This window comes from Vibrio sp. V31_P5A7T61, assembly GCF_009904895.1.
GTDB lineage: Bacteria > Pseudomonadota > Gammaproteobacteria > Enterobacterales > Vibrionaceae > Vibrio > Vibrio metschnikovii.
Window position 1 is genome coordinate 1 of sequence record NZ_WXWI01000059.1, and the last position, 21075, is coordinate 21075.

17 protein-coding genes are annotated in these 21075 nt (G+C 44.6%); 5 read left to right on the forward strand and 12 right to left on the reverse strand.

All coding sequences use genetic code 11. The features are described from left to right. Positions 1 to 1037: 1037 nt before the first annotated feature. A complete protein-coding gene (locus tag CAG58_RS13235; RefSeq protein WP_202598299.1) occupies positions 1038 to 1655 on the reverse strand; it encodes a hypothetical protein in 618 nt (205 codons plus the stop codon). 210 nt (positions 1656 to 1865) lie between these two features. Here CAG58_RS13235 and CAG58_RS13240 point away from each other — a divergent pair, with 210 nt between their 5' ends. Continuing rightward, positions 1866 to 2081 carry a YkgJ family cysteine cluster protein gene (locus tag CAG58_RS13240; protein ID WP_161426570.1) on the forward strand — a complete coding sequence of 72 codons (216 nt, stop codon included), beginning with the start codon at positions 1866 to 1868 and terminating at the stop codon, positions 2079 to 2081. 89 nt (positions 2082 to 2170) lie between these two features. On the opposite strand, the gene recR is transcribed toward CAG58_RS13240, so the two are convergent. The 6 genes from recR to CAG58_RS13270 all read right to left on the reverse strand — a co-directional run bounded on the left by recR (position 2171) and on the right by CAG58_RS13270 (position 7471). Continuing rightward, positions 2171 to 2782 (reverse strand): recombination mediator RecR, encoded by a 612-nt coding sequence (recR, locus tag CAG58_RS13245; RefSeq protein ID WP_004394900.1) that lies wholly within the window; start codon positions 2780 to 2782, stop codon positions 2171 to 2173. Positions 2783 to 2800: 18 nt separating this feature from the next. Then, positions 2801 to 3130: a YbaB/EbfC family nucleoid-associated protein gene (locus CAG58_RS13250; RefSeq protein ID WP_004394899.1), complete on the reverse strand. Its 330-nt coding sequence runs from the start codon at positions 3128 to 3130 to the stop codon at positions 2801 to 2803. A gap of 74 nt (positions 3131 to 3204) precedes the next feature. Continuing rightward, positions 3205 to 5223 (reverse strand): DNA polymerase III subunit gamma/tau, encoded by a 2019-nt coding sequence (dnaX, locus tag CAG58_RS13255; RefSeq protein ID WP_161426569.1) that lies wholly within the window; start codon positions 5221 to 5223, stop codon positions 3205 to 3207. 21 nt (positions 5224 to 5244) lie between these two features. Continuing rightward, positions 5245 to 5790, reverse strand: coding sequence for an adenine phosphoribosyltransferase (apt, locus tag CAG58_RS13260; protein ID WP_004394897.1), 546 nt, complete (start codon positions 5788 to 5790; stop codon positions 5245 to 5247). 137 nt (positions 5791 to 5927) lie between these two features. Next, entirely contained in the window at positions 5928 to 6332 is a 405-nt protein-coding gene (locus CAG58_RS13265) for a DUF454 family protein (protein WP_161426568.1), read from the reverse strand. A 35-nt stretch (positions 6333 to 6367) separates the two neighbouring features. Further along, positions 6368 to 7471 carry a response regulator gene (locus tag CAG58_RS13270; protein ID WP_161426567.1) on the reverse strand — a complete coding sequence of 368 codons (1104 nt, stop codon included), beginning with the start codon at positions 7469 to 7471 and terminating at the stop codon, positions 6368 to 6370. A 463-nt stretch (positions 7472 to 7934) separates the two neighbouring features. Between CAG58_RS13270 and CAG58_RS13275 the strand changes: the two genes are divergently transcribed. Beyond that, entirely contained in the window at positions 7935 to 8810 is an 876-nt protein-coding gene (locus tag CAG58_RS13275; RefSeq protein ID WP_004394894.1) for a LysR family transcriptional regulator, read from the forward strand. 74 nt (positions 8811 to 8884) lie between these two features. Here CAG58_RS13275 and fadJ read toward each other — a convergent pair whose 3' ends face one another. Both fadJ and fadI read right to left on the reverse strand, forming a co-directional pair. Then, a complete protein-coding gene (gene fadJ / locus CAG58_RS13280) occupies positions 8885 to 11011 on the reverse strand; it encodes a fatty acid oxidation complex subunit alpha FadJ (RefSeq protein ID WP_161426566.1) in 2127 nt (708 codons plus the stop codon). Beyond that, entirely contained in the window at positions 11011 to 12318 is a 1308-nt protein-coding gene (gene fadI, locus CAG58_RS13285) for an acetyl-CoA C-acyltransferase FadI (RefSeq protein WP_161426565.1), read from the reverse strand. The genes fadJ and fadI overlap by 1 nt, the downstream gene beginning before the upstream one ends. A 622-nt stretch (positions 12319 to 12940) precedes the next feature. Here fadI and CAG58_RS13290 point away from each other — a divergent pair. The 3 genes from CAG58_RS13290 to cobO all read left to right on the forward strand — a co-directional run bounded on the left by CAG58_RS13290 (position 12941) and on the right by cobO (position 16722). Continuing rightward, positions 12941 to 14173, forward strand: coding sequence for an outer membrane protein transport protein (locus CAG58_RS13290; protein WP_161426564.1), 1233 nt, complete (start codon positions 12941 to 12943; stop codon positions 14171 to 14173). Between the two features lie 299 nt (positions 14174 to 14472). Beyond that, positions 14473 to 15747 carry an outer membrane protein transport protein gene (locus tag CAG58_RS13295; protein WP_161429737.1) on the forward strand — a complete coding sequence of 425 codons (1275 nt, stop codon included), beginning with the start codon at positions 14473 to 14475 and terminating at the stop codon, positions 15745 to 15747. A 369-nt stretch (positions 15748 to 16116) separates the two neighbouring features. Next, positions 16117 to 16722, forward strand: a complete 606-nt coding sequence (gene cobO / locus CAG58_RS13300) for a cob(I)yrinic acid a,c-diamide adenosyltransferase (RefSeq protein WP_158138717.1) — start codon at positions 16117 to 16119, stop codon at positions 16720 to 16722. An 80-nt stretch (positions 16723 to 16802) separates the two neighbouring features. Here the strand turns inward: cobO and CAG58_RS13305 are convergent, their stop codons facing one another. The 3 genes from CAG58_RS13305 to apbC form a co-directional block, all read right to left on the reverse strand. After that, a complete protein-coding gene (locus CAG58_RS13305; protein WP_161425033.1) occupies positions 16803 to 18899 on the reverse strand; it encodes an AsmA family protein in 2097 nt (698 codons plus the stop codon). Positions 18900 to 18987: 88 nt separating this feature from the next. After that, positions 18988 to 19629 carry a uridine kinase gene (gene udk, locus CAG58_RS13310; RefSeq protein WP_072669795.1) on the reverse strand — a complete coding sequence of 214 codons (642 nt, stop codon included), beginning with the start codon at positions 19627 to 19629 and terminating at the stop codon, positions 18988 to 18990. A 255-nt stretch (positions 19630 to 19884) separates the two neighbouring features. Beyond that, complete coding sequence (gene apbC / locus CAG58_RS13315) at positions 19885 to 20964, reverse strand: iron-sulfur cluster carrier protein ApbC (RefSeq protein WP_158144853.1); 1080 nt, start codon at positions 20962 to 20964, stop codon at positions 19885 to 19887. Positions 20965 to 21075 lie beyond the last annotated feature (111 nt).

A 21075-nucleotide genomic window follows, 5' to 3' on the forward strand; every position in this document is an offset into this window, starting at 1 on the left:
ATTAACCACTTCCGCTGTTTCGAAGGATAACGCACCTTACGCGGATTCACTTGTGTTCATCATGCTGACTACCTAGCACTCACCCGACTTGTGGTTATCAGGAGGATCGTCCTCTCACGATTTAGATCCCGATCGGCAACTACCAACCTTCGTTACATTGTCAGAGCCGCTACTTTATTCAGGCTCCTAGGTTCATCTGGTGATACAGATGGTTCACTCGTTTAGCGGTGAACAGCGCTTCATACGACTTCACGTCGCACGCCCCATTCTTCGTTAGAGCAGATGCTCCACACTAGTAGCTGACTCTCCTTTTTCCGTACTTTTGATAATGACATAACCTCTGATTGAGTGATCAGTATGTGACGGGGTTACGCAGAGGCGATGAGCTAATAGTGTGGTGGTATGGCCATCACGATGCTAGGGAGAAGGCTCAAAAGCTTCGCAAGCGTGGGGTTGTGTTGAAGACAATGAAATACACAGGTAAAGCAACTGAGGACATACTTGTTGATGGACAGTTGACATTATTTTCTCGCATCGCTGAGAAAGAGCGTCAGCCGCGCGTTTCTAGTGTTCAAGCTGATCGCGATAAGTTATCTAAAGGTGAGTGGTGAGAAGAAAAGTTTCAAGATCGCTGAAAAGCTAAGTTGTGAGGTGTTAGTTAGTACAGATAATGTTAGCTAGGGACTCCATTTCCTATTAGCCCAAGTTATTGTCTTTGCTTGGGTCTGGGTTTGATACTGGAGTTTTAACACCGTTGATTTCTCTTACGTGGTACTTGGAGTATTCGCCACTCTCAATCTTCTTAACGAACTGACTTCTAGTCATGCTTTCGCCAGTGTAATTGTCACGAAACTTGGTATTTCTTCCGCTATTAGATTCTTGAGTAGTAGTTACACGCTTTCTTCCCATAATGTCACCTCTGGGTTGTTAATGTGCTTTGCAAAATGCCTGTGCATTCTATCAGTATTGCAGCGTGTTGTGTAATTTTCGTTCAATAAGGTAGGGAAGCTTAATTACCTCCCTTATTATATTTGGGCTTATGGCTTCTTGTATTTTGCTAGTAACTCATTCTTACGGGTTTCAATCTCTCTCATGATGATCGACTGGACGTCATGAATAACAGATGGTGGTGCGCCTTTGAGCTTTAGCTTGACAAAGTTGATACACAACTCTGGATTAACCAACTTCCTTTTGTTGTAGTCACTAAACTCGTAAGAGACCTTGCATTCACCCGAATAGGATTTATGGTCAATAGTGTAAGTAGCGACTACCTTAGTCGCTTTAATGTAAGGGTGAATGTGCTTCCACTTCACCGTAATAATCTTTTCTAAATCACCTGATACACGGAGTTTGTTGATGTCCTTCTCAAGAAGGTTGGTATCCTGCTTGAGATGTTTTGTGTCCAAATCCTTATCTGGGGTGAAGCTGAAATCATCAATCTTCGTGTGGTAGAAGTCGTAGCCAGTGTGCTGAGAAGCAAGAGAGTTCAAGAAATTAATCCTGTTCTCGTTAGTAAAGTCATCGAATAGAACTCGGCCGCCTTGCTTTGGCTCGTCAATCACACCATCTTCAATAAGGGACTGTTCTACGATAGAGATGACTTTATCCGCTATTTCTTTAGTTTCAGGTGATGAGTGATTCAATTTAACACTCATGCTTATGACTTTGTTGCCATCTGAGCTTTTCTTGATTTCAACCGAACCCTTGAAGAACTTCTCTGATTCATACCAATCATTTAGAAAAACTAGCCTCCGAGTATCAATTAAGCCTCTAGATAATCATATGTTTTTAGAAAAAACATTTTTTGTAAAACAATTTCTTACGTGGTTTTCTAGATTGAAAAACAAAGGTACGCATGATGTTGTATTGCACCCAGTATTTCTTCAGCTATCCCAGGTATGCCCAGCGGTAAGCCTGCAGGAGTGCGTTGTATTCAGCTTAATGAGGACAATCTATGCAAACTCTTTGGTAAACCAGAAAGGCCAACCGTCTGCCACCACTTCAAACCTTGCCCTGTCGTTTGCGGTGACAGCAATCAACAAGCTTTACAAAATCTGATCGAGCTAGAGCAACTAACCTGAGTAACAACAAAGAAAAGAGTGAAAAGATAAAAACCTCAAAACAAAGCTAATCGGTCTGTTTCGAGGTTCTCAAAGGTAGGCAGTGGGAACTAAAAGGTCGTATTAAACTTTTGTCTTCCCAGTAGCGAGTGGGATAATGTTGTTCCATCGACCAATTCTAATTCTCCACCAACAGGAACACCGTGTGCAATGCGACTAGCACTGACCTGATGCTCATGACATAACTCTGCAATATAATGTGCCGTCGCTTCCCCTTCTACCGTAGGGTTGGTAGCGAGAATGACTTCAGAAATACCACCTTTTTGGAGTCGAAAATCCAGCGTATCAAGACCGATATCACTAGGACCAATACCATCTAACGGCGATAAATGTCCCATCAGTACAAAATAACGCCCTGAGAATTGTCCCGTGGCTTCTAATGCTGCAATATCCGCAGGACTTTCAACGACGCAAAGTTGGCCATTTTCTTGTCGTTTCGGATTACGACAAATATCGCACACTTCTTGTTCAGTGAACGTTCGACACTCAGCACAATGTCCCACTTCGACCATGGCTTGATTCAGCGCTTCCGCTAACTGCAAGCCACCTTTTCTATCTCGCTGTAACAAATGAAAGGCCATACGTTGCGCTGACTTGGGGCCAACCCCAGGTAAACAACGTAAGGCCTCCATCAAATGCTCCAGCATATGACTGGTTCGCATTACTAACCTACTTATTGATTAGAATGGCATTTTCATACCTGGTGGTAATTGCATACCCCCAGTGACAGCGGCCATTTTATCTTTTTGTGTTTCTTCCACACGACGAGCGGCATCATTGAACGCAGCTGCAATCAAATCTTCCAGCATCTCTTTGTCATCTTCCATTAAACTTTGATCAATCTCAACGCGACGTACGCTATGACTGCCAGTGATGGTCACTTTTACTAATCCAGCGCCAGATTCACCGACCACTTCCATACTAGCGATTTCTTCTTGTAACTTTTGCATACGATCTTGCATTTGCTGGGCTTGTTTCATTAAGTTGCCCATACCGCCTTTACCAAACATAGATTATCTCTCTGGTTTTATTCAATTGTTCTACGATAAGTGGGGGTGAAAATAGAAAATCTCAACCCCACTGGTTAAACTGGCCTGACGCTGTCATGATCAAGCTGAGCATGAAAACGTCGCTCAATAAATTGCACATTGGTATCTTGTTTCAAACTTTCTAGCGCCTGAGTGAGCTTTGCTTGATAAAGACGTTCTCTCAGCTCAAGCGGTGTTTCACCGGATTCACCAATATGAATACTTAAATGACACTCTTCTTGTAATTGGTCATTGAGGGCTTGTAAAAGTTCACTCTGAGCCTTATCGGTATTCAAATGAGCATGAGAAGGACGAAGCGTCAGCTCTATCTGGGTTCCCTGCTTATGAAATGTTGAATTCAAGGCAAGTTGTTCCACTAATTTAGCCGTCTCTAACTGAGAGATCAGCTTGGCCCATGAGTCCTGCTCCGCGGCTTCAATGATCAATTTCTCGATCATCTCTGGTGTTTTTTCGTGCTCTAACGCTCGCTTGATCTGTGTGGGCGTCAATTCATTGTGAGTGGATTGACTGGCACTCTCTACCGTACTGGTTGATGGCCGCCATTGATAAACGGACTCTTGCTCGGTTGGCTCTTGATGAGATATCAAAGACTCATTCGGCGGTATCGGCGTTGAAGTCGATTGAGCTCGCTGTGCTACACGATCTAAAATCGAAGTCGGCTTTGCAGATACCGCATCAGGCTTTTTTACTGGCGTACTTTTCGGAGTCAGCCCTTGCCGCTGAGAGCGCAACTGATGACGTAACCCGGCGACAGGTGGAACAACAACCGCTTGTTCTTGTGCTCGCGTCTCTGGCTGAACAACTGGCGGCTCTGGCTCTTTCATCGCGGGTTGAACATTCACTACCTGAGGTTGAGGTGATGTTGCCGGTGCAGTCACTGGACCCTGCATTTGAGCAACCGAACGCTGAGCTGTGTTATCAGAAACCGGTTCGGCGGTTGGCATTGCTAAGCTATGACTCACCGTAACCGATGTCGGTCGAAACGCCATCATACGTAGTGCAACCATTTCAATACCAATTCGCGCCGTTGGAGCCAACGGAAGATCCGCCCGCCCTTTTAATACAATTTGATAATAGAGTTGTACGTCTTGTGGGGCTAGTATTTTAGCTAAATGTTCAATAGCGTCGGCATCAGGCTGAGCTTTATCAACGCTACTGGGTAAGGCTTGGCACATAGCAATACGATGCAACTGGGTTGCTAATTGCTGGAGCAATCCATCCCATTCAACCCCATTACTGGCTAATTGTTCAATACACGCCATCATGCTCTGCGGTTGCTGGCTACTGATCGCTTGTAATAAATGCAATGCTTGATCGGTATCCAGTGTACCGAGCATATGCGAAACCACGCTGTGTTCGATAACACCGTTACCGAGCGCAATAGCCTGATCGGTTAAACTTAACGCATCGCGCATACTGCCATCCGCGGCATGCGCGATCATGGCGAGTGACTTACTATCGCTGTTTACATTTTCGGCTTGCAATACATGTTCAAGCTGTTGCCGAATATTCTCAACACTGATCGGCTTAAGATGAAATTGTAGACAGCGTGATAAAATCGTAACCGGTAATTTCTGTGGATCCGTCGTCGCCAGCAAAAATTTGACGTACTCTGGTGGCTCTTCTAATGTCTTCAGCAAAGCATTAAAGCTATGCCGAGAAAGCATATGAACTTCATCGATCAAGTAGACTTTAAAGCGTCCGCGCGCCGGCTTGTATTGGACGTTATCAAGCAGCTCACGAGTATCTTCAACTTTGGTGCGCGATGCGGCGTCAATTTCTAATAAATCAACAAAACGCCCCTGATCGATCTCTTTGCAGGTCGCACATTGACCGCAAGGGGTAGCGGTAATGCCTGTTTCACAGTTTAAGCCCTTGGCAAATAAACGCCCAATCGTGGTTTTTCCCACGCCACGAGTACCACTAAATAAATACGCATGATGCAAACGATTCTGCGTTAGTGCATTTTCTAAAGCGGTTAATACGTGAGCTTGCCCTACCACCGCTTTAAATGTGTTAGGACGCCATTTTCGTGCTAAAGCAAGATAACTCATGAAACCTTCCGTTATGGATATTTAGTGACCGTCAAACTCACAAATGCTGTACACCTCTAACCCTAAAGCTTCAAGACGTTTATCACCACCGATTTCCGGCAGGTTAATCACAAATGCAGCGTGTTGAACAACACCGCCTAATTGACGAATAAGCTGTGTTGTCGCCTCAATCGTGCCACCAGTAGCCAGTAAATCGTCGACAACTAACACTTTATCGCCTGGTTTGATGGCATCGACGTGAATTTCTAACGTATCCGTGCCATATTCTAAATCGTACGATTGGGCGAGCGTTTTACGCGGCAGCTTTCCAGGTTTACGAACAGGAACAAACCCTACCCCAAGCTCTAAAGCCAATGGCGCTCCAAACAAAAATCCACGCGCTTCCGTACCCACCACTTTGTTGAACCCCATGGCTTGATATTTTTCAACCAACAAACGAATGGTGGCTTGATAAGCGACAGCGTCTTCCAACAAACTGGTGACATCGCGAAAGAGAATCCCTGGCTTTGGATAGTCAGCAATGGTTTTAATGCTAGATTTGATAAGAGTAAGAGTTTCGGTTGTCATAGCTACATTAACTTCGATTGATTGACCATGATAAATATCACCATGATCTAGAATGAGAATTTATACGTGCACATCAAACTGCACGTCGATTAAAAAGCAAAAGCCCACTCGAAGAGCGGGCACACTTCCCAGTAATGCTAGTGATTTTCTTGTTGGTTAGCAACCAACTCATACGTAGGTAAGCGAAGAAACCAACTAAGCAGTATCATTAATAATCCCAAAAGCATTATTTTTAACCACATTAGAGGAACGATAGTAATAGACAAAGCAAAGCTCGCCATCATGCATAAAGCACCTCGCCATTTTACTCGTTTCGAGATGGCGCGATTCTGTTGCCAATTAAGTAAAATTGGCCCTAGTGTAGCATGCCGATGTAACCATAAGTGAAACCTAGGGCTACTACGCACAAAACAAGCGCTAGCGAGCAATAAAAATGGCGTGGTTGGCAACAGGGGTAACACCACACCCAGAAGGCCAAGTGCTACGCTAAGGCCACCAACAACATTGAGTAAAACATGACGAATATTGATGATGGGCCTCACTGAACATTGAGTGAATATACCATCGGTAAAGGCTGTTAACTCTTATTACCTTGATAAATATCTAATGTAAAACTACTGGAACCAAGACAACTGATCGATACTTGACAAGCACTTTGGATAGGTAAGTCTTTGGTAATGAAGTTCTTTAAGCAATTATCCCCTAATTTCACACCGGGAGCAATTGACTGAGAGAGATAACCATTAGACCAATGGCATGCTAATCCCGCAGGTAAAATGGACAAAGTCTTATCGGTCAAATCAGCAATACCAAATAAGGCACAAACAGGCACGCCACCTTCAGAGCACTCGATACCCCGTTCAAAGATTTCGGCCAGATCTTTTAAATCAGCGCTGAAACTACGCAAGTTACGCAAATAGTCATTAAATAAAGCGCGGATCAATAATGTACTCGCGACCCCTAGTTGCTGATCACTCGACGAATCAACGATGTAAAAAGCAAACTGCCCATTGATTAACCAAGCATAATCAAACACTAATGGCATGGCTTCTGTCGACTGTAACAGTCGGTAGCTGCACTTCCAAGCACCTTGTGAAGTGTCATTATCAGGCAACAGTGCTTGTAGTAACTCTCTGGCCGTATTGGGGTTTTCTCGTAAATGCTCAAGATGCCAATGCAACTCTTGCTCTTCAGGAAGCTCGCCGCCACCGTCGACTCGAAACCACTGGCTCGAAAAGTCACGTTGATCATTAAGATGATGCATCGCATCTTCTAATGTATTTTCAATCGCGCAACTGAGATTTTCATGATTACCAATCGGTTTGGGTAAAAAATCTTTGATGCCATAGCGAAGCACTTTGGCCACATCCGACATTTCTCCCGTGGCTGACACGACAATCATTGGCAACGATGGATACTCCAAACTTACCTCTTCAACAAACTCAATACCGTTTAATACAGGCATAGAAAGGTCGCACAGTAATAAATCTGGCTCGTTTGAACGTAGCTTTTTCAATCCATCTAAACCATCTTTAGCTTCAACGACTTTATACCCTTTCGCGGCCAGATAACCACTGGTCACTCGCCTGAAAATAGGGTCATCATCAACCAGCATGATCAGTTTCTCTTGGCCAGCATTACCGTCCGATAGATTCCTAGCTTTAATGTAATCTTTATACATAGCACCTACTCCACTATGTGCTCACGATTCGTATGATTAGCTCATCAATCTCCATCAATGCTCAGGCTACCTAGCACCCATTTAAGCTACCTGATTGATTAGCCATGACTCACCGACGTTACCTGATTCATCTTCTACCAAACCCTACGAATAACATCGTGTACTTGCTCATTAAAAATAGTCTTGAAACGACATTTATACAAATATTCCACTTTTTATCTGCATCACATACTATATGTATGATTAACGTGAGTTTACTGGCCAAGATAACCAGCCGACTACACTTCAACAATAAACACGATAATGTACAAAACTCGATATCATAACGCTAATCAATCTATCATTAGATGAACAAAAAAATAGAGCGAGTCGACAAATCGTTCTACAAGTTGATATGACTCAAGCCTTACTTGCTGATATCCGTATAAATTAACTAAAACGGTAAAATAATGTGTCAGGAACAATGAAATTAGATGACTTAAACCTTTTTCGACTGGTTGTTGAACACGGCAGCTATACCGCGACCTCGCGTAAAACCATGATCCCGGTTGCGACAATTACCCGACGCATTCAAGCTTTGGAGGATTCCTTAAATTTGAGATTGCTCAATCGGCACGCTCGAAAGCTGACTTTAACTGAAGCTGGGGAACGTTTTTTCAGAGATTGTTCACCGTTACTACAACGTTTAGCCAGCATGGCGGAAGCGATCACTGATGAATGTCGTGGAGCATCAGGCACAATTCGACTTTCCGCACCAGAAAATTTAACCAAGCGGATGATGATGCCGATGTTTAACGCCTTTATGCATCAGTATCCGGATATTAATCTTGAATTAACGACCAGTAATCATGCCGTTCAACTCGATCCTACCGAATGGGACGTTATTTTCCGAGTCGGGCCACAACGTGATTCCAGTTTGATCGCCAGAAAGATCAGTGAAGTTAAAGACATTTTAGTCGCCAGCCCTCTCTATCTAGCCAAACATCCCACACCCACTCACGCTGAACAACTCAGCCAATATTCCCTATTGAAAGGCGATCCATTACTCAAATGGCAACTGTGTAATGATAAAGGGGAAACGTGCATCAATAACGATGTGGGAAGGTTTCAAGCCAGTACCCTCAACGTGGTGCGCAGCGCTTGTTCGGATGGATTAGGTATTACTTTAATGCCTGATGTGATGTTAAAAGAATTTCTTGCAGATGGTAGTTTGGTGCGCGTCTTACCCGACTGGAGTGCTAACCCGCGAGACATTTATATGCTGTACAATCATAAAGATCATTTACCAGAAAAAGTCCGTCTATTTATTGATTTTGTTATTGCTTATCACATCCACTGATCGATGGTTAGAAATAAAGAGGAGAGTGGCGATTGACCACTCTCCTCTTTTTTCAGTTGTTAATCGAGCATCGCTTATGAGTAGAAACGCTTACCTACACTCGCTCGAGTAATTAACGCATCGCACGGTGCGAAATGGTCACCGTATTTTTGAGCGTGTTGCTTCATTTGCTCAATCAGTTTATCCAAACCAATTTGATCCATATAGCGGAAAGGGCCACCAAGGAAAGGAGGGAAACCAATCCCAAAAATCGCCCCGATATCGCCGTCACGTGGCGAGTGGATAATCCCCTCATCCAAACAACGAACCGCTTCATTGAGCATCGGTAACACACAACGCATGGCAATCTCTTGCTCATCCCACTTTGATTCTGGAGTTAGATTCAACAATTTGTAAACTGACTTATCGACCTCTTTTTTCTTGCTGCCTTTTTTGTAACTGTAGAAGCCTTTGCCTGTTTTTCGTCCTTTACGATTATCGTTTAATAAAACCTCAAATACGTCCGGTCCCTTAAAACGCGGCCCAAGCTCATTAACCAAAATAGGCATAATTTTTGAGCCAACATCGATCCCTACTTCATCCAATAACGTAATTGGCCCAACGGGGAAACCAAAGTTCAGTAACGCTTTATCGATTTTTTCTATCGTTTCGCCAGCCATCAGTACATTAGCCGCTTCATTCATATAAGGAGCTAGAATACGGTTAACATAAAAACCAGCGCGATCTTTGACTACGATCGGGGTTTTGCCCTGTTTTTTCGCTAACGCCACCACGGTCGCTATCGTTTCAGGTGACGTCGTGCTATGTGGGATCACTTCGACTAATGGCATCTTTTCAACCGGACTAAAATAATGTAGGCCGACGATATTTTCTGGCCGAGTGGCTTTTTCGGCAATCTGTCCAATCGGTAAAGAAGAAGTATTGGTTGCAAAAATAGTACTAGGCTGAGCGTGTTGCTCGACATCGGCCACCATCTGCTGTTTAAGCGCCAAATCTTCAAAGACCGCTTCGATCACCACGTCCGTTTGCTGAAAACCTCTAAAATCCGTACCACCAGCCAATTGCATCATGCTATTTTGCAGTTGCGCTTTACTGATGATTTTGCGTTTACGCTGCTTCTCAAATAGACCGTAGTTATAGCTCAAAGCATTAAGAATGCCGTCGTTAGAAACATCTTTAATTCTGACCGGCAGTTTTGCTTTAGCCACGCTAACATGGCTGATCCCCGCCCCCATTAAGCCGCCACCTAACACGCTAACGTGTTTGACTGACTTAGGCTCAGCATCACTACCGTGCTCTTTTTTCATTTCCGTGGTAGCAAAAAATATCGAACGTAATGCTTTAGATTCATTGGTCATCACCAACTCACCAAAGCGTTTCGCTTCTTGCTCCAAACCTGCTTTCAACCCTTTATTCAGTCCATGCTCAATGACTTCTAAAATGGCTTTAGCCGCTGGATAATTGCCGCGCGTTTTCTGTTCGGTTTTTTTGCTCGCTTGATCAAAAATAATTTTGCGGCCAAGGCCCGTATTAGCAAGCAGTTTTTCTTTTAAAGATGGTTTAGCTTGGCGACGTTTCTTACTATTGTCACCGACAAAACGTAACGCCACTTCTAATAAGACACTCTGAGGCACGCAAGCATCAACGACGCCTAGTTTATAAGCCTTTTTAGCGCGCAGTTGTTTACCGGTCAAAATTAAATCTAACGAAGGAAGTAGACCTATCAAACGAGGTAAACGCTGCGTTCCCCCCGATCCGGGCAGTAAACCCAACATCACCTCAGGTAAACCTAAACGTGTTTTATCATCATCCGTACACACACGATAATCACACGCCAGTGCCAGCTCTAATCCTCCGCCTAAGCAAGGGCCATGAATCGCAGCCACAACAGGGAATGGTAAGTCTTCTAGCTGTTGGAACATCTGCTGTCCGCGCGTGGCTAAGGCCTGTGCTTCTTGAGCAGAAGTGCAGGCATCCAGCATTCGAACATCCGCACCGGCAATAAAGTTATCTGGCTTTAACGAATGGATGACTAAGCCTTTAAGCTGTTTTTTCTGTTCATTAAGCTGCTTAAATACCGCCAACATCTCATCGGCAAATGCGGCCTGAAGAGTGTTCATTTTTTCACCGGGAACATCAATCGCGAGCCAAGCAATCTGCTGCTCATCAATCGTTAAGTGAAATGCTTTTGCCTCGCTCATTATTCAACCTCCAAAATCATTGCCGCACCTAAGCCACCAGCGGCACAAGCAGTATTCAATGCTAGCCCACCACCACGACGTTGTAATTCACGCAAGGTTTGCGTGATCATTCGCGCTCCCGTCGCAGCAAAAGGGTGACCATAAGCAATCGAACCACCAAGCACATTGAATTTATCCATATCAATTTCACCAATCGCTTTACTGCGGCCCAAGTATTGCTGAGCAAAGCTATCGCTAGCGAACATTTTCACATTGGCTAAGGTCTGCGCCGCAAACGCTTCGTGCATATCGATTAATGTTAAATCTTTCAGTTCGATCCCGGCTCGCTCTAGCGCTAATGGCGTGGCGAAGGAAGGCCCCATCAACATATCTTTTTCAACGCCAATCGCAGAAAATGCATAAGAACGAATGTAGCCAAGAATATCCAAGCCCAGCTCTTTGGCTCGCCCTTCACGCATTAATAGAATGGCCGCCGCACCATCAGTGAGCGGCGTACTGTTAGCCGCGGTCACACTGCCATATTGGCGATCAAAAGCGGGGCGAAGCTTAGCGTAACCCTCTAAAGTAGAATCAAAACGCACATTATTGTCTTTATCGAGCCACTTTTTATAAGGCTCAGGGAAAGCGGTCATCACCTCACCGGCTATCTTGCCTTCATTCCATGCTTGGGCAGCCAAGGTGTGTGAACGATGCGCTAAAGCATCTTGATCCGCGCGTGAGATACCATGCGACTTCGCCATTTGCTCGGCGGTCTGTCCCATCGATAACCCTGTCGAATATTCGGCAACGGCAGGCGGAACTGGCATTAAATCTTTAACCGATAATGATTTTAAAACATTGAACTTTTGGCTGAGTGTTTTCGTTTTACTGAGCGCTAATAAGCTCGCTGCCAGTTTTTTAGAAACGCCAATCGGTAAAACGGAAGAGGAATCCGCGCCACCAGCGATGCCAATATCGATAGTACCAGCCATAATGCTTTCAGCGACGTTAACCGCAGATTGAAAACTGGTTGCGCAGGCACGCGTCACACTGTAAGCGTCCGTATGAATATTCATCCCCGTGCCTAGCACAATTTCCCGAGCAATATTGGGGGCTTCTGGCATCTGAACCACTTGGCCAAAAACCAACTGTTCGATGAGTTGTGGATCAATGTCGGTTCGAGTGAGCAGTTCATTAACCACCATCTTGCCTAAATCTATCGCGGGTACTTGCGCAAACTCCGTACTTTGACGTGCAAAAGGGGTACGAATACCTGCAACAATAGCAACACGCTCTCCTGAGCGTGTTCTGACTTCCTGCTTGCCCATTATTTCTCCTTAGAATAAGAGGTCTGACCTGAGAAGCATTGTAATCAAATTGTTACATCAATCAAACAACTGTTTAAATAAACGTGATTGCGGCAGCGAAAGCAAGCAAAAAAAAACCACACAAAGCTGTGTGGTTGGAATGTTATACAAAGCAATTAACCTAAGCCAATTGAAATAATCAGTTTCCTGATTAGGAGAAAGTAAAGTCAGCCTTCAAAAGGAAGTGTCATCTTGCTCAACATGTTAACTACTAGAACTAACGAGATGACAAGAGGTAATATAGCGACTTAAACAAAGCATAGTTTGCATTAGATCAAGTTTATGCCGGTTTAGCCCACCAATACCGGCTAAAAATTGTTCTAGATCAGTTTTTTCGAGTTATCACCTTGTGCAACACAAGGCAGCAACAGCCAAATAAGCACCCTTTTAATAGAGCCAAGACTCTACTTTTAACTTTTTATTTACAATTTAATGCCAAATTGCTAGCAATTTTAAAGATTTAATCGCGTCTTAGACAATGGTCGGATTTCTATCTCCTATACTTGCGACTAGTATCAGCCAGCCACTGAGCTTTTGCTCAACACAACGCCCATTAGAGGCGATATAACAAGGAAAAAGCACCATGAACAAGACGCGTCTGTTTAAAAAGTCACTGCTTGCTGTGACCATCTCTCTCGCTACTCAACAAGCTATGGCCGCCGGCTTTCAGCTTAACGCTCAATCAGCAACGGGCCTTGGCCGTGCGTTTGCTGGTGATGCCGTGATTGCCGATAACGCCGCCGTCATGTCACGTAACCCTGCCGCGATGGCCCTCTTTGACAAAATGGAGCTCTCACTCGGTTTTGAAGCCATCATGACTGACATTAAAGTTAAAAATGCTACGTATAAGACTCATGTAGGCCCAGCAGCAGGATTAGAGCAGAACGCAGACTACAATGATGCGGGCGGTACCTCGATTGCCCCTAATATCCATTTAGTGGTTCCGGTTAACGAGCAGTTCGCTTGGGGGGTAAACGCCTATTCTAACTTTGGTACTCGTACCGATTTTGGCTCTAACTACGCCGGTGGTGAATATGGCGGTGAAACAGAAATTCTCAGTGCAAACTTTGGTATTTCTGGCTCCTATCGCATTGACTCACAATGGAGTATTGGTGCTGGACTTGATCTTATTTATGGCCAAGGTACTTTGCAACGCTCACTGAGTTCTGGGCTAGGTGGCACTAACGTAATTGATATCGACAAAGCAGACGGTTTTGGGGTTGGCTTTAATGTCGGTACCGTTTACGAATTGGATGAGAATAACCGCTTTGGCCTTTCTTATCGTTATAGCCCAACCATTACCGCTAAAGATGGCGATAAAGAAGTCAAATTACCGTTACCAGATATGGCCGAGTTTTCCGGTTACCATCGCATAGATAATACCGCCTTTGCTGTCCACTATAGTGTGCAATACATTGGTTGGAGCGCTTTTGATAAACTGGAATTTAAAAATCAAAGTATTGATGTTAAACCTTATGAGTGGAAAGATGGTTGGCACTACTCTATTGGCGGTACTTACTTCTTAAACCGCGACTGGACACTGCGTGCCGGCTATATGTATGACACCAGTGCGCAAGATAAGATCACTTCCGTGTCAGTACCCGACTCTGATCGTCAATGGTTATCCGCGGGCTTTACTTACCAGATTGATGACAAATCTAATTTCGACTTTGGTTTTACTTACCTAATGGGTAAAGACGTTCAGGTTAACGAATCAACACGTCCCAAAGGCTCACCTATAGATGTGTCTTCTATTTCTGCAACGACCAAAGCGGATGCAATCTTAGTCGGCTTACAATATAGCCGTAGCTTCTAAGTTTGGTTTAATTTAAACACGTATCTTAATGGGCTGAATCATCAGCCCTTTTTTTATTTATTCACCTCACAGGCGCTCTTTTAAGCTTACAGCTGTGCTTAAAAAGGGCAGTTACATCCTACATCTGTTCGCTGAACTTTCACCCCACCAGAACACTAACCAGATTAATAGGTAAGTTAATAATAGAAAGTCGATATAAAACTCTAAATATTGATAATTTATTGTTTTTATTTGTTAAGGCGACTCGCTATCTTTACACTTTTCGCCACTATTGATTAACCATTTCAGCGAACATAACCATGAACAATAATCAAAAAACGTTATCGATAGCCGTTGCGTTCGGCTTAATGGGACTACCAACCTACGCTCAAGCAGCGGGATTTCAACTAGCAGAATACTCAGCGACGGGCCTTGGTCGAGCGTACGCGGGTGAAGCAGCCATGGCTGACAATGCTGGTTCACAATGGCGTAACCCTGCGATGCTAACCTACCTGCCTGGCACGCAATTTTCTGCTGGTGCGATTTACGTCAATCCCAACATTGATGTCAACGGCACAGTAACCCACCCGAATCTTGGGCAAACTAGCGCGACGGCAAAAGATTTCGCCCATGACGCTATCGTCCCAAATGCTTATTTCTCTCATCAATTGAATGACCGGACCTTTTTAGGTTTAGCTATCGGCACCAATTATGGCATGGAAACCGAGCTACCTAACTTTGCTGCTAGCCATTTTGGCGATCAGGCGAAAATCATCACCGCCGAAGCGAACGTTAACCTCGGCTATCAACTGACCGACGCAGTCAGTGTCGGGGCTGGTGTACGCTATGTGATCGGTGAAGGTCACTTTGGGGCCAGTCTGCCAAAGAGCAATGGCTTGTTCCAACCTCAAGGAACTATTTTAAAGTATATGGAAGGGGACGATACCAGTTGGGGCTGGCAGGCTGGTACCGCTTGGCAAATCAACCCAAATCATCGAGTGGCTTTTACCTATAAATCACAAGTCGTGATGGACTTTGATGGCCATGCTGAAGGGATCCCATACGGAAAACACAAACCGGGGCAACTCGCTGTGACTTTACCAGCGACGGCAGAGCTAGCTAGCTTTCACCAATTAACCGAACAATGGGCATTGCACAGTAGTATTAATTGGACGGATTGGAGTAGCTTTGATCAATTGGTGGCTAACTTTCATGATGGCACTCCTAATGACTTGATTAAATTAGAAAACTGGAAAGATAACTACCGTTTTGCGTTAGGGACTAGCTACGCTTGGGATCAAGATTTGACCCTACGTGCAGGCATTGCCTATGACTTATCCGCAGTAAGTACAAAATATCGCACAGCGACCATTCCAGAAACCGATCGTACTTGGTTAAGTATTGGTGCGGGCTATCGAGCCACGAAACAACTGACCCTTGATGCTGGCTTTACTTATATTTTTGCTAAAAAAGCTTCGCTGTATGAGCCTCGCGATGGATCCGACGACCCAGCCGCAGCGATTGGCGGCGTGTTTGCTGGAGAAGTGACCGGACACGTATGGTTAGTCGGTGTACAAGCCAGCTATGCTTTCTAAACTTAAGTAATATTAAACCGTTAGTATAGCGATGCTGTTTAAGCACAAAGAGAAAGACTGAGGCAAAAGCCTCAGTCTTTGATTGGCAAGCAAAGGAGTTCATTGAATCGTTATTGTTGTTACTTTTTTACCATAGTGCTCCTCAGCCCGTTCTGCCACTGATTTTAAAAAATCTTTTTAAACTCTATAATCCCTCAACTATTTATGAAAACGATGAATTTGTTAATTACAAAAACATCCAGCGATTTCAAAATTCTTTGTATTAACCACTATCACGGTAACGAACAGGATGAGTGCTTTCGGTAGAAAGCGATGAAAGACTTACGCTATGATGTGGTTCATTATTTTTCTAAAAAAGAGCTCAACATAATGTCTAGTGAAAACATCAAGCAACAGCGTCATCAACAACGCCAACAAAAAGTAAAAGAACAGGTTGATGCACGGATTGCTAATGCTCAGCAAGAAAAAGGCCTATTGCTGGTGATCACTGGCAATGGTAAAGGCAAAAGTACATCAGGCTTTGGCACCATTGCACGCGCCGTCGGCCACGGTAAACAGTGTGCTGTTGCACAATTTATCAAAGGCACGTGGGAAAACGGGGAACGTAATTTACTTGAAAAACTCGGTGTCGAGTTCCAAGTCATGGCGACAGGCTTTACATGGGATACGCAAAATAAACAAACCGATACCGAAGCCGCTCAACAAGTATGGCAAGAGTGTCGACGCATGCTCAACGATGACTCCTTAGATGTCTTACTGTTTGACGAACTGACTTATATGGTGAGCTATGGCTATCTTGATCTTGATGAAGTGGTTGAAGCATTACAACAACGTCCCCCGATGCAATCCGTGATCATCACGGGACGTGGCGCTCATCGAACACTTATCGAACTCGCAGATACCGTCTCTGAAGTCAAAAACATCAAACATGCTTTTGATTCCGGCGTCAAAGCCCTAAAAGGCGTCGATTGGTAGTCGTGGATCACCCAATAAAAAAGCTGGAGTTATCCAGCTTTTTTAGAGATCAATGAGCCTTTAACTCAAGGTTATCACGCTTAGCGTCGCAATAACCCTCTCAAGGCATCCACCGCTTGTTTCGCTTCTTCACCTTTCACTTTATCACCGAGCTTCTCAATACCGCGGTCAATCTCCTTTTGCGCTCTTTGCTTCAGCAGATCATCAAACACCAATCGGTATCTTGGTTCAGTCCATTGGCCAGAAATATGAATCGGGATAGTCACGTCTCGCAACTCGTCGATATCTTTACCGCCTTGCCCTTTCAGCGTTCCAACAATCGATGTGCGAACCACAAAATCAACCGTTTCGTTTAAGTAATTGGCTTTACCTTCACCACGAATTCGTAATAACGGCGATTGCATCGCTAAATTATTGGTCGACACTTCACCCTTATTCAGTTGCAGCGTTGCCGTCAGCGCACTAAAGTCAGTTTGCTTCACTGCCTCAGATTCGTCTAACGTTTGCCCTCTCAAGCGAGCATGATTGGTGCGAATTAATTGAGCAACGTTAATGCCATTGACAGCACCATCAGCGAAGTTAATCGTGACCGTTCCCAGCAAGTTTTTCTGAATACCGCTTGGGGTTAAGCTACGACCTTGCACATCTACCGTAATGTTACCCGTTCCCTGCAGTAAGTCATTGTCCGCCACATCAATCAATAATGGCTGAACTTGCACACCAGTGATGGTTTTTTTAACCTGATAGGTTGCGGGTGTTTTTCGTGCATCAACCTTGGCGCTCGCTTGGATCTTACCCTGATAAAGCTCTGCCGTTAGCGTATTAAGATCGATCACACCTCGGTTAACAGCAAAACGAGTATGTACACGCTCAAGCTTGGCATTGCCCGCTTTAAACCGATCAATGGCTATCTCTCCGGCCACATCTAAGTTTTGTAAAGCCGATAAATCTGGTTCAACCTCTACTGGTGGCGAAGTGGGTGCATTCACCGCAGGCTGGGCGGCAGAGTCTGGCGTCGCTTGATCGAGCCCTAAAAATTCATCGAGATCAATCGCAGGGCTATGCAATTGAAAACGGATTTTAGGTATATCTGCCAAATGAATGTTCGCTTTTCCAGATAACGCTATTGCGTTGGCCATTAACCTATCTAACACTACATCCAGCGTACTGTTGGTCACATCAAACACGATGCTAGACGCCATTTCTACCTGCATCGGTGATTGTGGTAAAGCGACACCTTGTAATGTCGAATTCAGAAGTAACTTATCCAACGAAACAGTACTGATCGCCGCATCAACCTGCAACTGTGCTTGGCCGCTAACGTCAAATGCCATGTCGGCTGCGTTACCTTTCACAGCAAAAGTCAGCGCATTGTCTTGATCAAATTCAAAGGTCGCGAGCTTAAGTTGTAAAGCGTCTATCTGTACCGATGGATCTTCAAGCGTACTATTAAGCGTAATATTGCGTAGAGCATACTGTTTAAAGTCTGTAGACAGTTTTATCTCCGCCTTCCCGTCTACACTAAACTGTTGTTGGTTCGCACTTCCTTTGGCCGAAAAATCCACGCTGGTCCAACGATCGGCAGCAAATTCTGACACCGTAAGATCAACGTCATATAAGGTACTGTGTGTGCCCGTTTGCTGATCAAGTATCTCTAATCGTGCCTGACTAACAGTCACGCCAGCGAGGCTCAGAGTCCAAGGTTGATCGGCGGTTGTTTCTGGCTGGCTAGATGGAGACACGGTCAACGCCTCCTCCACCTGTGCGGATGATTTTTGGTTTTGTGCTTGAGTCAAGCTCTCTAAGTTAGAACGGCCATCCGACAACGTTTCTAGATAAAATTCGGCTCCGTCAAGGCGAACATTACCAATATGCAGTTGATGACGAAAAAGTGGCATGACCGCGATATCAATCCCAACACGATCGACTTTAAATAGGTTATTTTGAGTAAATCCGTCAGGATTTCTTAACTCGGTTTTACCAAGTTCGAAACCAATCGCCGGAAAGAACTGCCAACTGATATCGCCTTCAATGACTAGCTCAAGGCCCGTTTGTTGTTTGGTTTGCTCAATGATCAAAGGTTTAAATTGATTCGGATTGACGAAAACCACTAACGCGACCACTGCCGCGATAACCATCACCAGCAACGCCGCAATGAATAGGGACAGTTTTTTCATCTGCTTTTTCCTTGCTTGACGAAAATAAAAAAGTGGCCTCTAAGGTGCCACTTTAATCGGAAAAGATAAAGTCAACGATCGGTAAATTTTATGATTTGAGCAATTTTGCGATATGAGCTTTCAAGACATCAATCGCAATGCGGTTTTTACCACCACGTGGAACAATAATATCGGCGTACTGTTTAGAGGGTTCGATAAACTGCATAAACATCGGGCGAACGGTTTTTTGGTACTGTTTTAATACCGATTCCATAGTACGTCCACGCTCTTCGACATCACGCTTGACTCGACGTAACAAACAGATATCGAGCGGTGTGTCCATAAAAATGGTCGCATGCATTAAATCACGCAGACGAGGATCGGTCAGAAGTAAAATCCCCTCCAAAATGATCACCTTTTTCGGTGTCATGGTACTGGTATTAGCGGTGCGCGTATGCTCACTGTAACTGTATTCAGGAACTTCAACCGCTTCGCCGCGAACTAAAGCTTGCAGATGATCGCAGAGTAGATCGTGATCTAGGGCATTAGGATGGTCATAATTGGTTTTGACACGTTCGTCCATGCTCAGATGGCTTTGGTCTTTGTAATAGCAATCTTCCGTGATCACACCGATTTGATGGTCGCCTACTTTCGCGCGCAGTTCATTATAAATGGTACTGGCAATAAGGCTTTTCCCAGAAGCAGAAGCGCCAGCAATACCGACGATGACGCATTGATTATTATCAGACATGGTTCAGTGTACCCGATACGTGTATGTGAGGAGATAAGATAAACCGCCTGATTATAGGGAGTTCGTCGGTTAGATACCAGTTCACTCAACGGTAAATATCCGTATTTTCTGACAGTGAATAAAATTAACCCAAAGCAAACGATTACTTCTCTGAGCAAAAATAAAGGCAGTGACATTGGTTGCTTAACGTGTTGGCCGAACTGGCGACTGAACGCCGAATAAACTCAACGCGGTCAGTCGCTAAACTCCATTTTGCTATTCACTCACGAACGTCAGATCGATGGTCTGCGGCTTCGCTTTGCCTTGCCAATACAAGCTGGCACAAATCCGCTCGGCGAGCGCATAATATTGTTGGCTATGTTCACTGTCAGGACGAGCAATCACTGTCGGTTTGCCAGCATCAATATCTTCCCTGAGTGTGACATGCAACGGAATTTGCGCCAGCAATGATAAACCATATTCAGTGGCTAACGTTTGCGCACCACCAACACCAAAAATCGCTTCTTTTTCACCGCAATGACGACAAATGTGATAACTCATATTCTCAATTAATCCCACCACTGGCACGTCAACTTTAGCAAACATTGCCGCCCCTTTTCGTGCATCAGCCAAGGCGAGATCTTGTGGTGTGGTGACAATGACTGCGCCTGTCACTGGAATTTGCTGAGATAACGTTAATTGAATATCGCCGGTACCCGGAGGCATATCCACCACTAAATAGTCTAACTCAGGCCATTCAGTTTCATTAACAAGTTGGGCTAATGCTTTTGATGCCATCGGACCACGCCAGATCGCTGCATCCGCTTTATCGACTAAATAACCTATCGAATGGGTATAAATACCGTGCGCTTTCACTGGCTGCATCCATTTATTATCACGCACACTTGGCTTGGCATCTTGAGTGCCAAACATCATCGGCACCGAGGGACCATAAATGTCCGCATCCAATAAACCAACTTTGGCACCACTGCCCGCTATCGCGAGCGCCAAGTTAGCGGCTGTGGTTGATTTACCCACCCCGCCTTTCGCCGACGTGACGGCAATAATATTTTTCACGCCTTTAACACCATGCGGAACTTTGGTGATCAAGGCCTTAGGTGTAACACTGACTGAATAATCAAAAGCGGCGACGGCTTTCGTTTGCTGCTGATTAGTTATCCAAGTTTGCAACTCTTGGCGCAGAGCGTGAGCAGCAAATGGGATATGAATTGCAAATTGCCCAGATGCCGTTACTTGAACCATACCCGGAGAATGCGCCCAATCACTAATTAAATTGGGGTGAGAAAACTGATTAAGCCAAGAACAAAAATCGTGTTTGGACGTAAATGTGAGCATAAGCCCTCCTTTTTTGTTCATGCTACCACTCAATCTGCCCACACTGAACCCCAAAAAAGTTAAGGCCTTATCACGACTGACGCCTTGGCGTGAGTAGCTTCATCAGGTAGT

Coding starts and splice junctions, on each gene's coding strand:
- CAG58_RS13235 (WP_202598299.1), bottom strand. CDS start 1,655: ATGAGTGTTAAATTGAATCACTCATCACCTGAAACTAAAGAAATAGCG.
- recR (WP_004394900.1), bottom strand. CDS start 2,782: ATGCGAACCAGTCATATGCTGGAGCATTTGATGGAGGCCTTACGTTGT.
- CAG58_RS13250 (WP_004394899.1), bottom strand. CDS start 3,130: ATGTTTGGTAAAGGCGGTATGGGCAACTTAATGAAACAAGCCCAGCAA.
- dnaX (WP_161426569.1), bottom strand. CDS start 5,223: ATGAGTTATCTTGCTTTAGCACGAAAATGGCGTCCTAACACATTTAAA.
- apt (WP_004394897.1), bottom strand. CDS start 5,790: ATGACAACCGAAACTCTTACTCTTATCAAATCTAGCATTAAAACCATT.
- CAG58_RS13270 (WP_161426567.1), bottom strand. CDS start 7,471: ATGTATAAAGATTACATTAAAGCTAGGAATCTATCGGACGGTAATGCT.
- CAG58_RS13275 (WP_004394894.1), top strand. CDS start 7,935: ATGAAATTAGATGACTTAAACCTTTTTCGACTGGTTGTTGAACACGGC.
- fadJ (WP_161426566.1), bottom strand. CDS start 11,011: ATGAGCGAGGCAAAAGCATTTCACTTAACGATTGATGAGCAGCAGATT.
- fadI (WP_161426565.1), bottom strand. CDS start 12,318: ATGGGCAAGCAGGAAGTCAGAACACGCTCAGGAGAGCGTGTTGCTATT.
- CAG58_RS13290 (WP_161426564.1), top strand. CDS start 12,941: ATGAACAAGACGCGTCTGTTTAAAAAGTCACTGCTTGCTGTGACCATC.
- CAG58_RS13295 (WP_161429737.1), top strand. CDS start 14,473: ATGAACAATAATCAAAAAACGTTATCGATAGCCGTTGCGTTCGGCTTA.
- cobO (WP_158138717.1), top strand. CDS start 16,117: ATGTCTAGTGAAAACATCAAGCAACAGCGTCATCAACAACGCCAACAA.
- CAG58_RS13305 (WP_161425033.1), bottom strand. CDS start 18,899: ATGAAAAAACTGTCCCTATTCATTGCGGCGTTGCTGGTGATGGTTATC.
- udk (WP_072669795.1), bottom strand. CDS start 19,629: ATGTCTGATAATAATCAATGCGTCATCGTCGGTATTGCTGGCGCTTCT.
- apbC (WP_158144853.1), bottom strand. CDS start 20,964: ATGCTCACATTTACGTCCAAACACGATTTTTGTTCTTGGCTTAATCAG.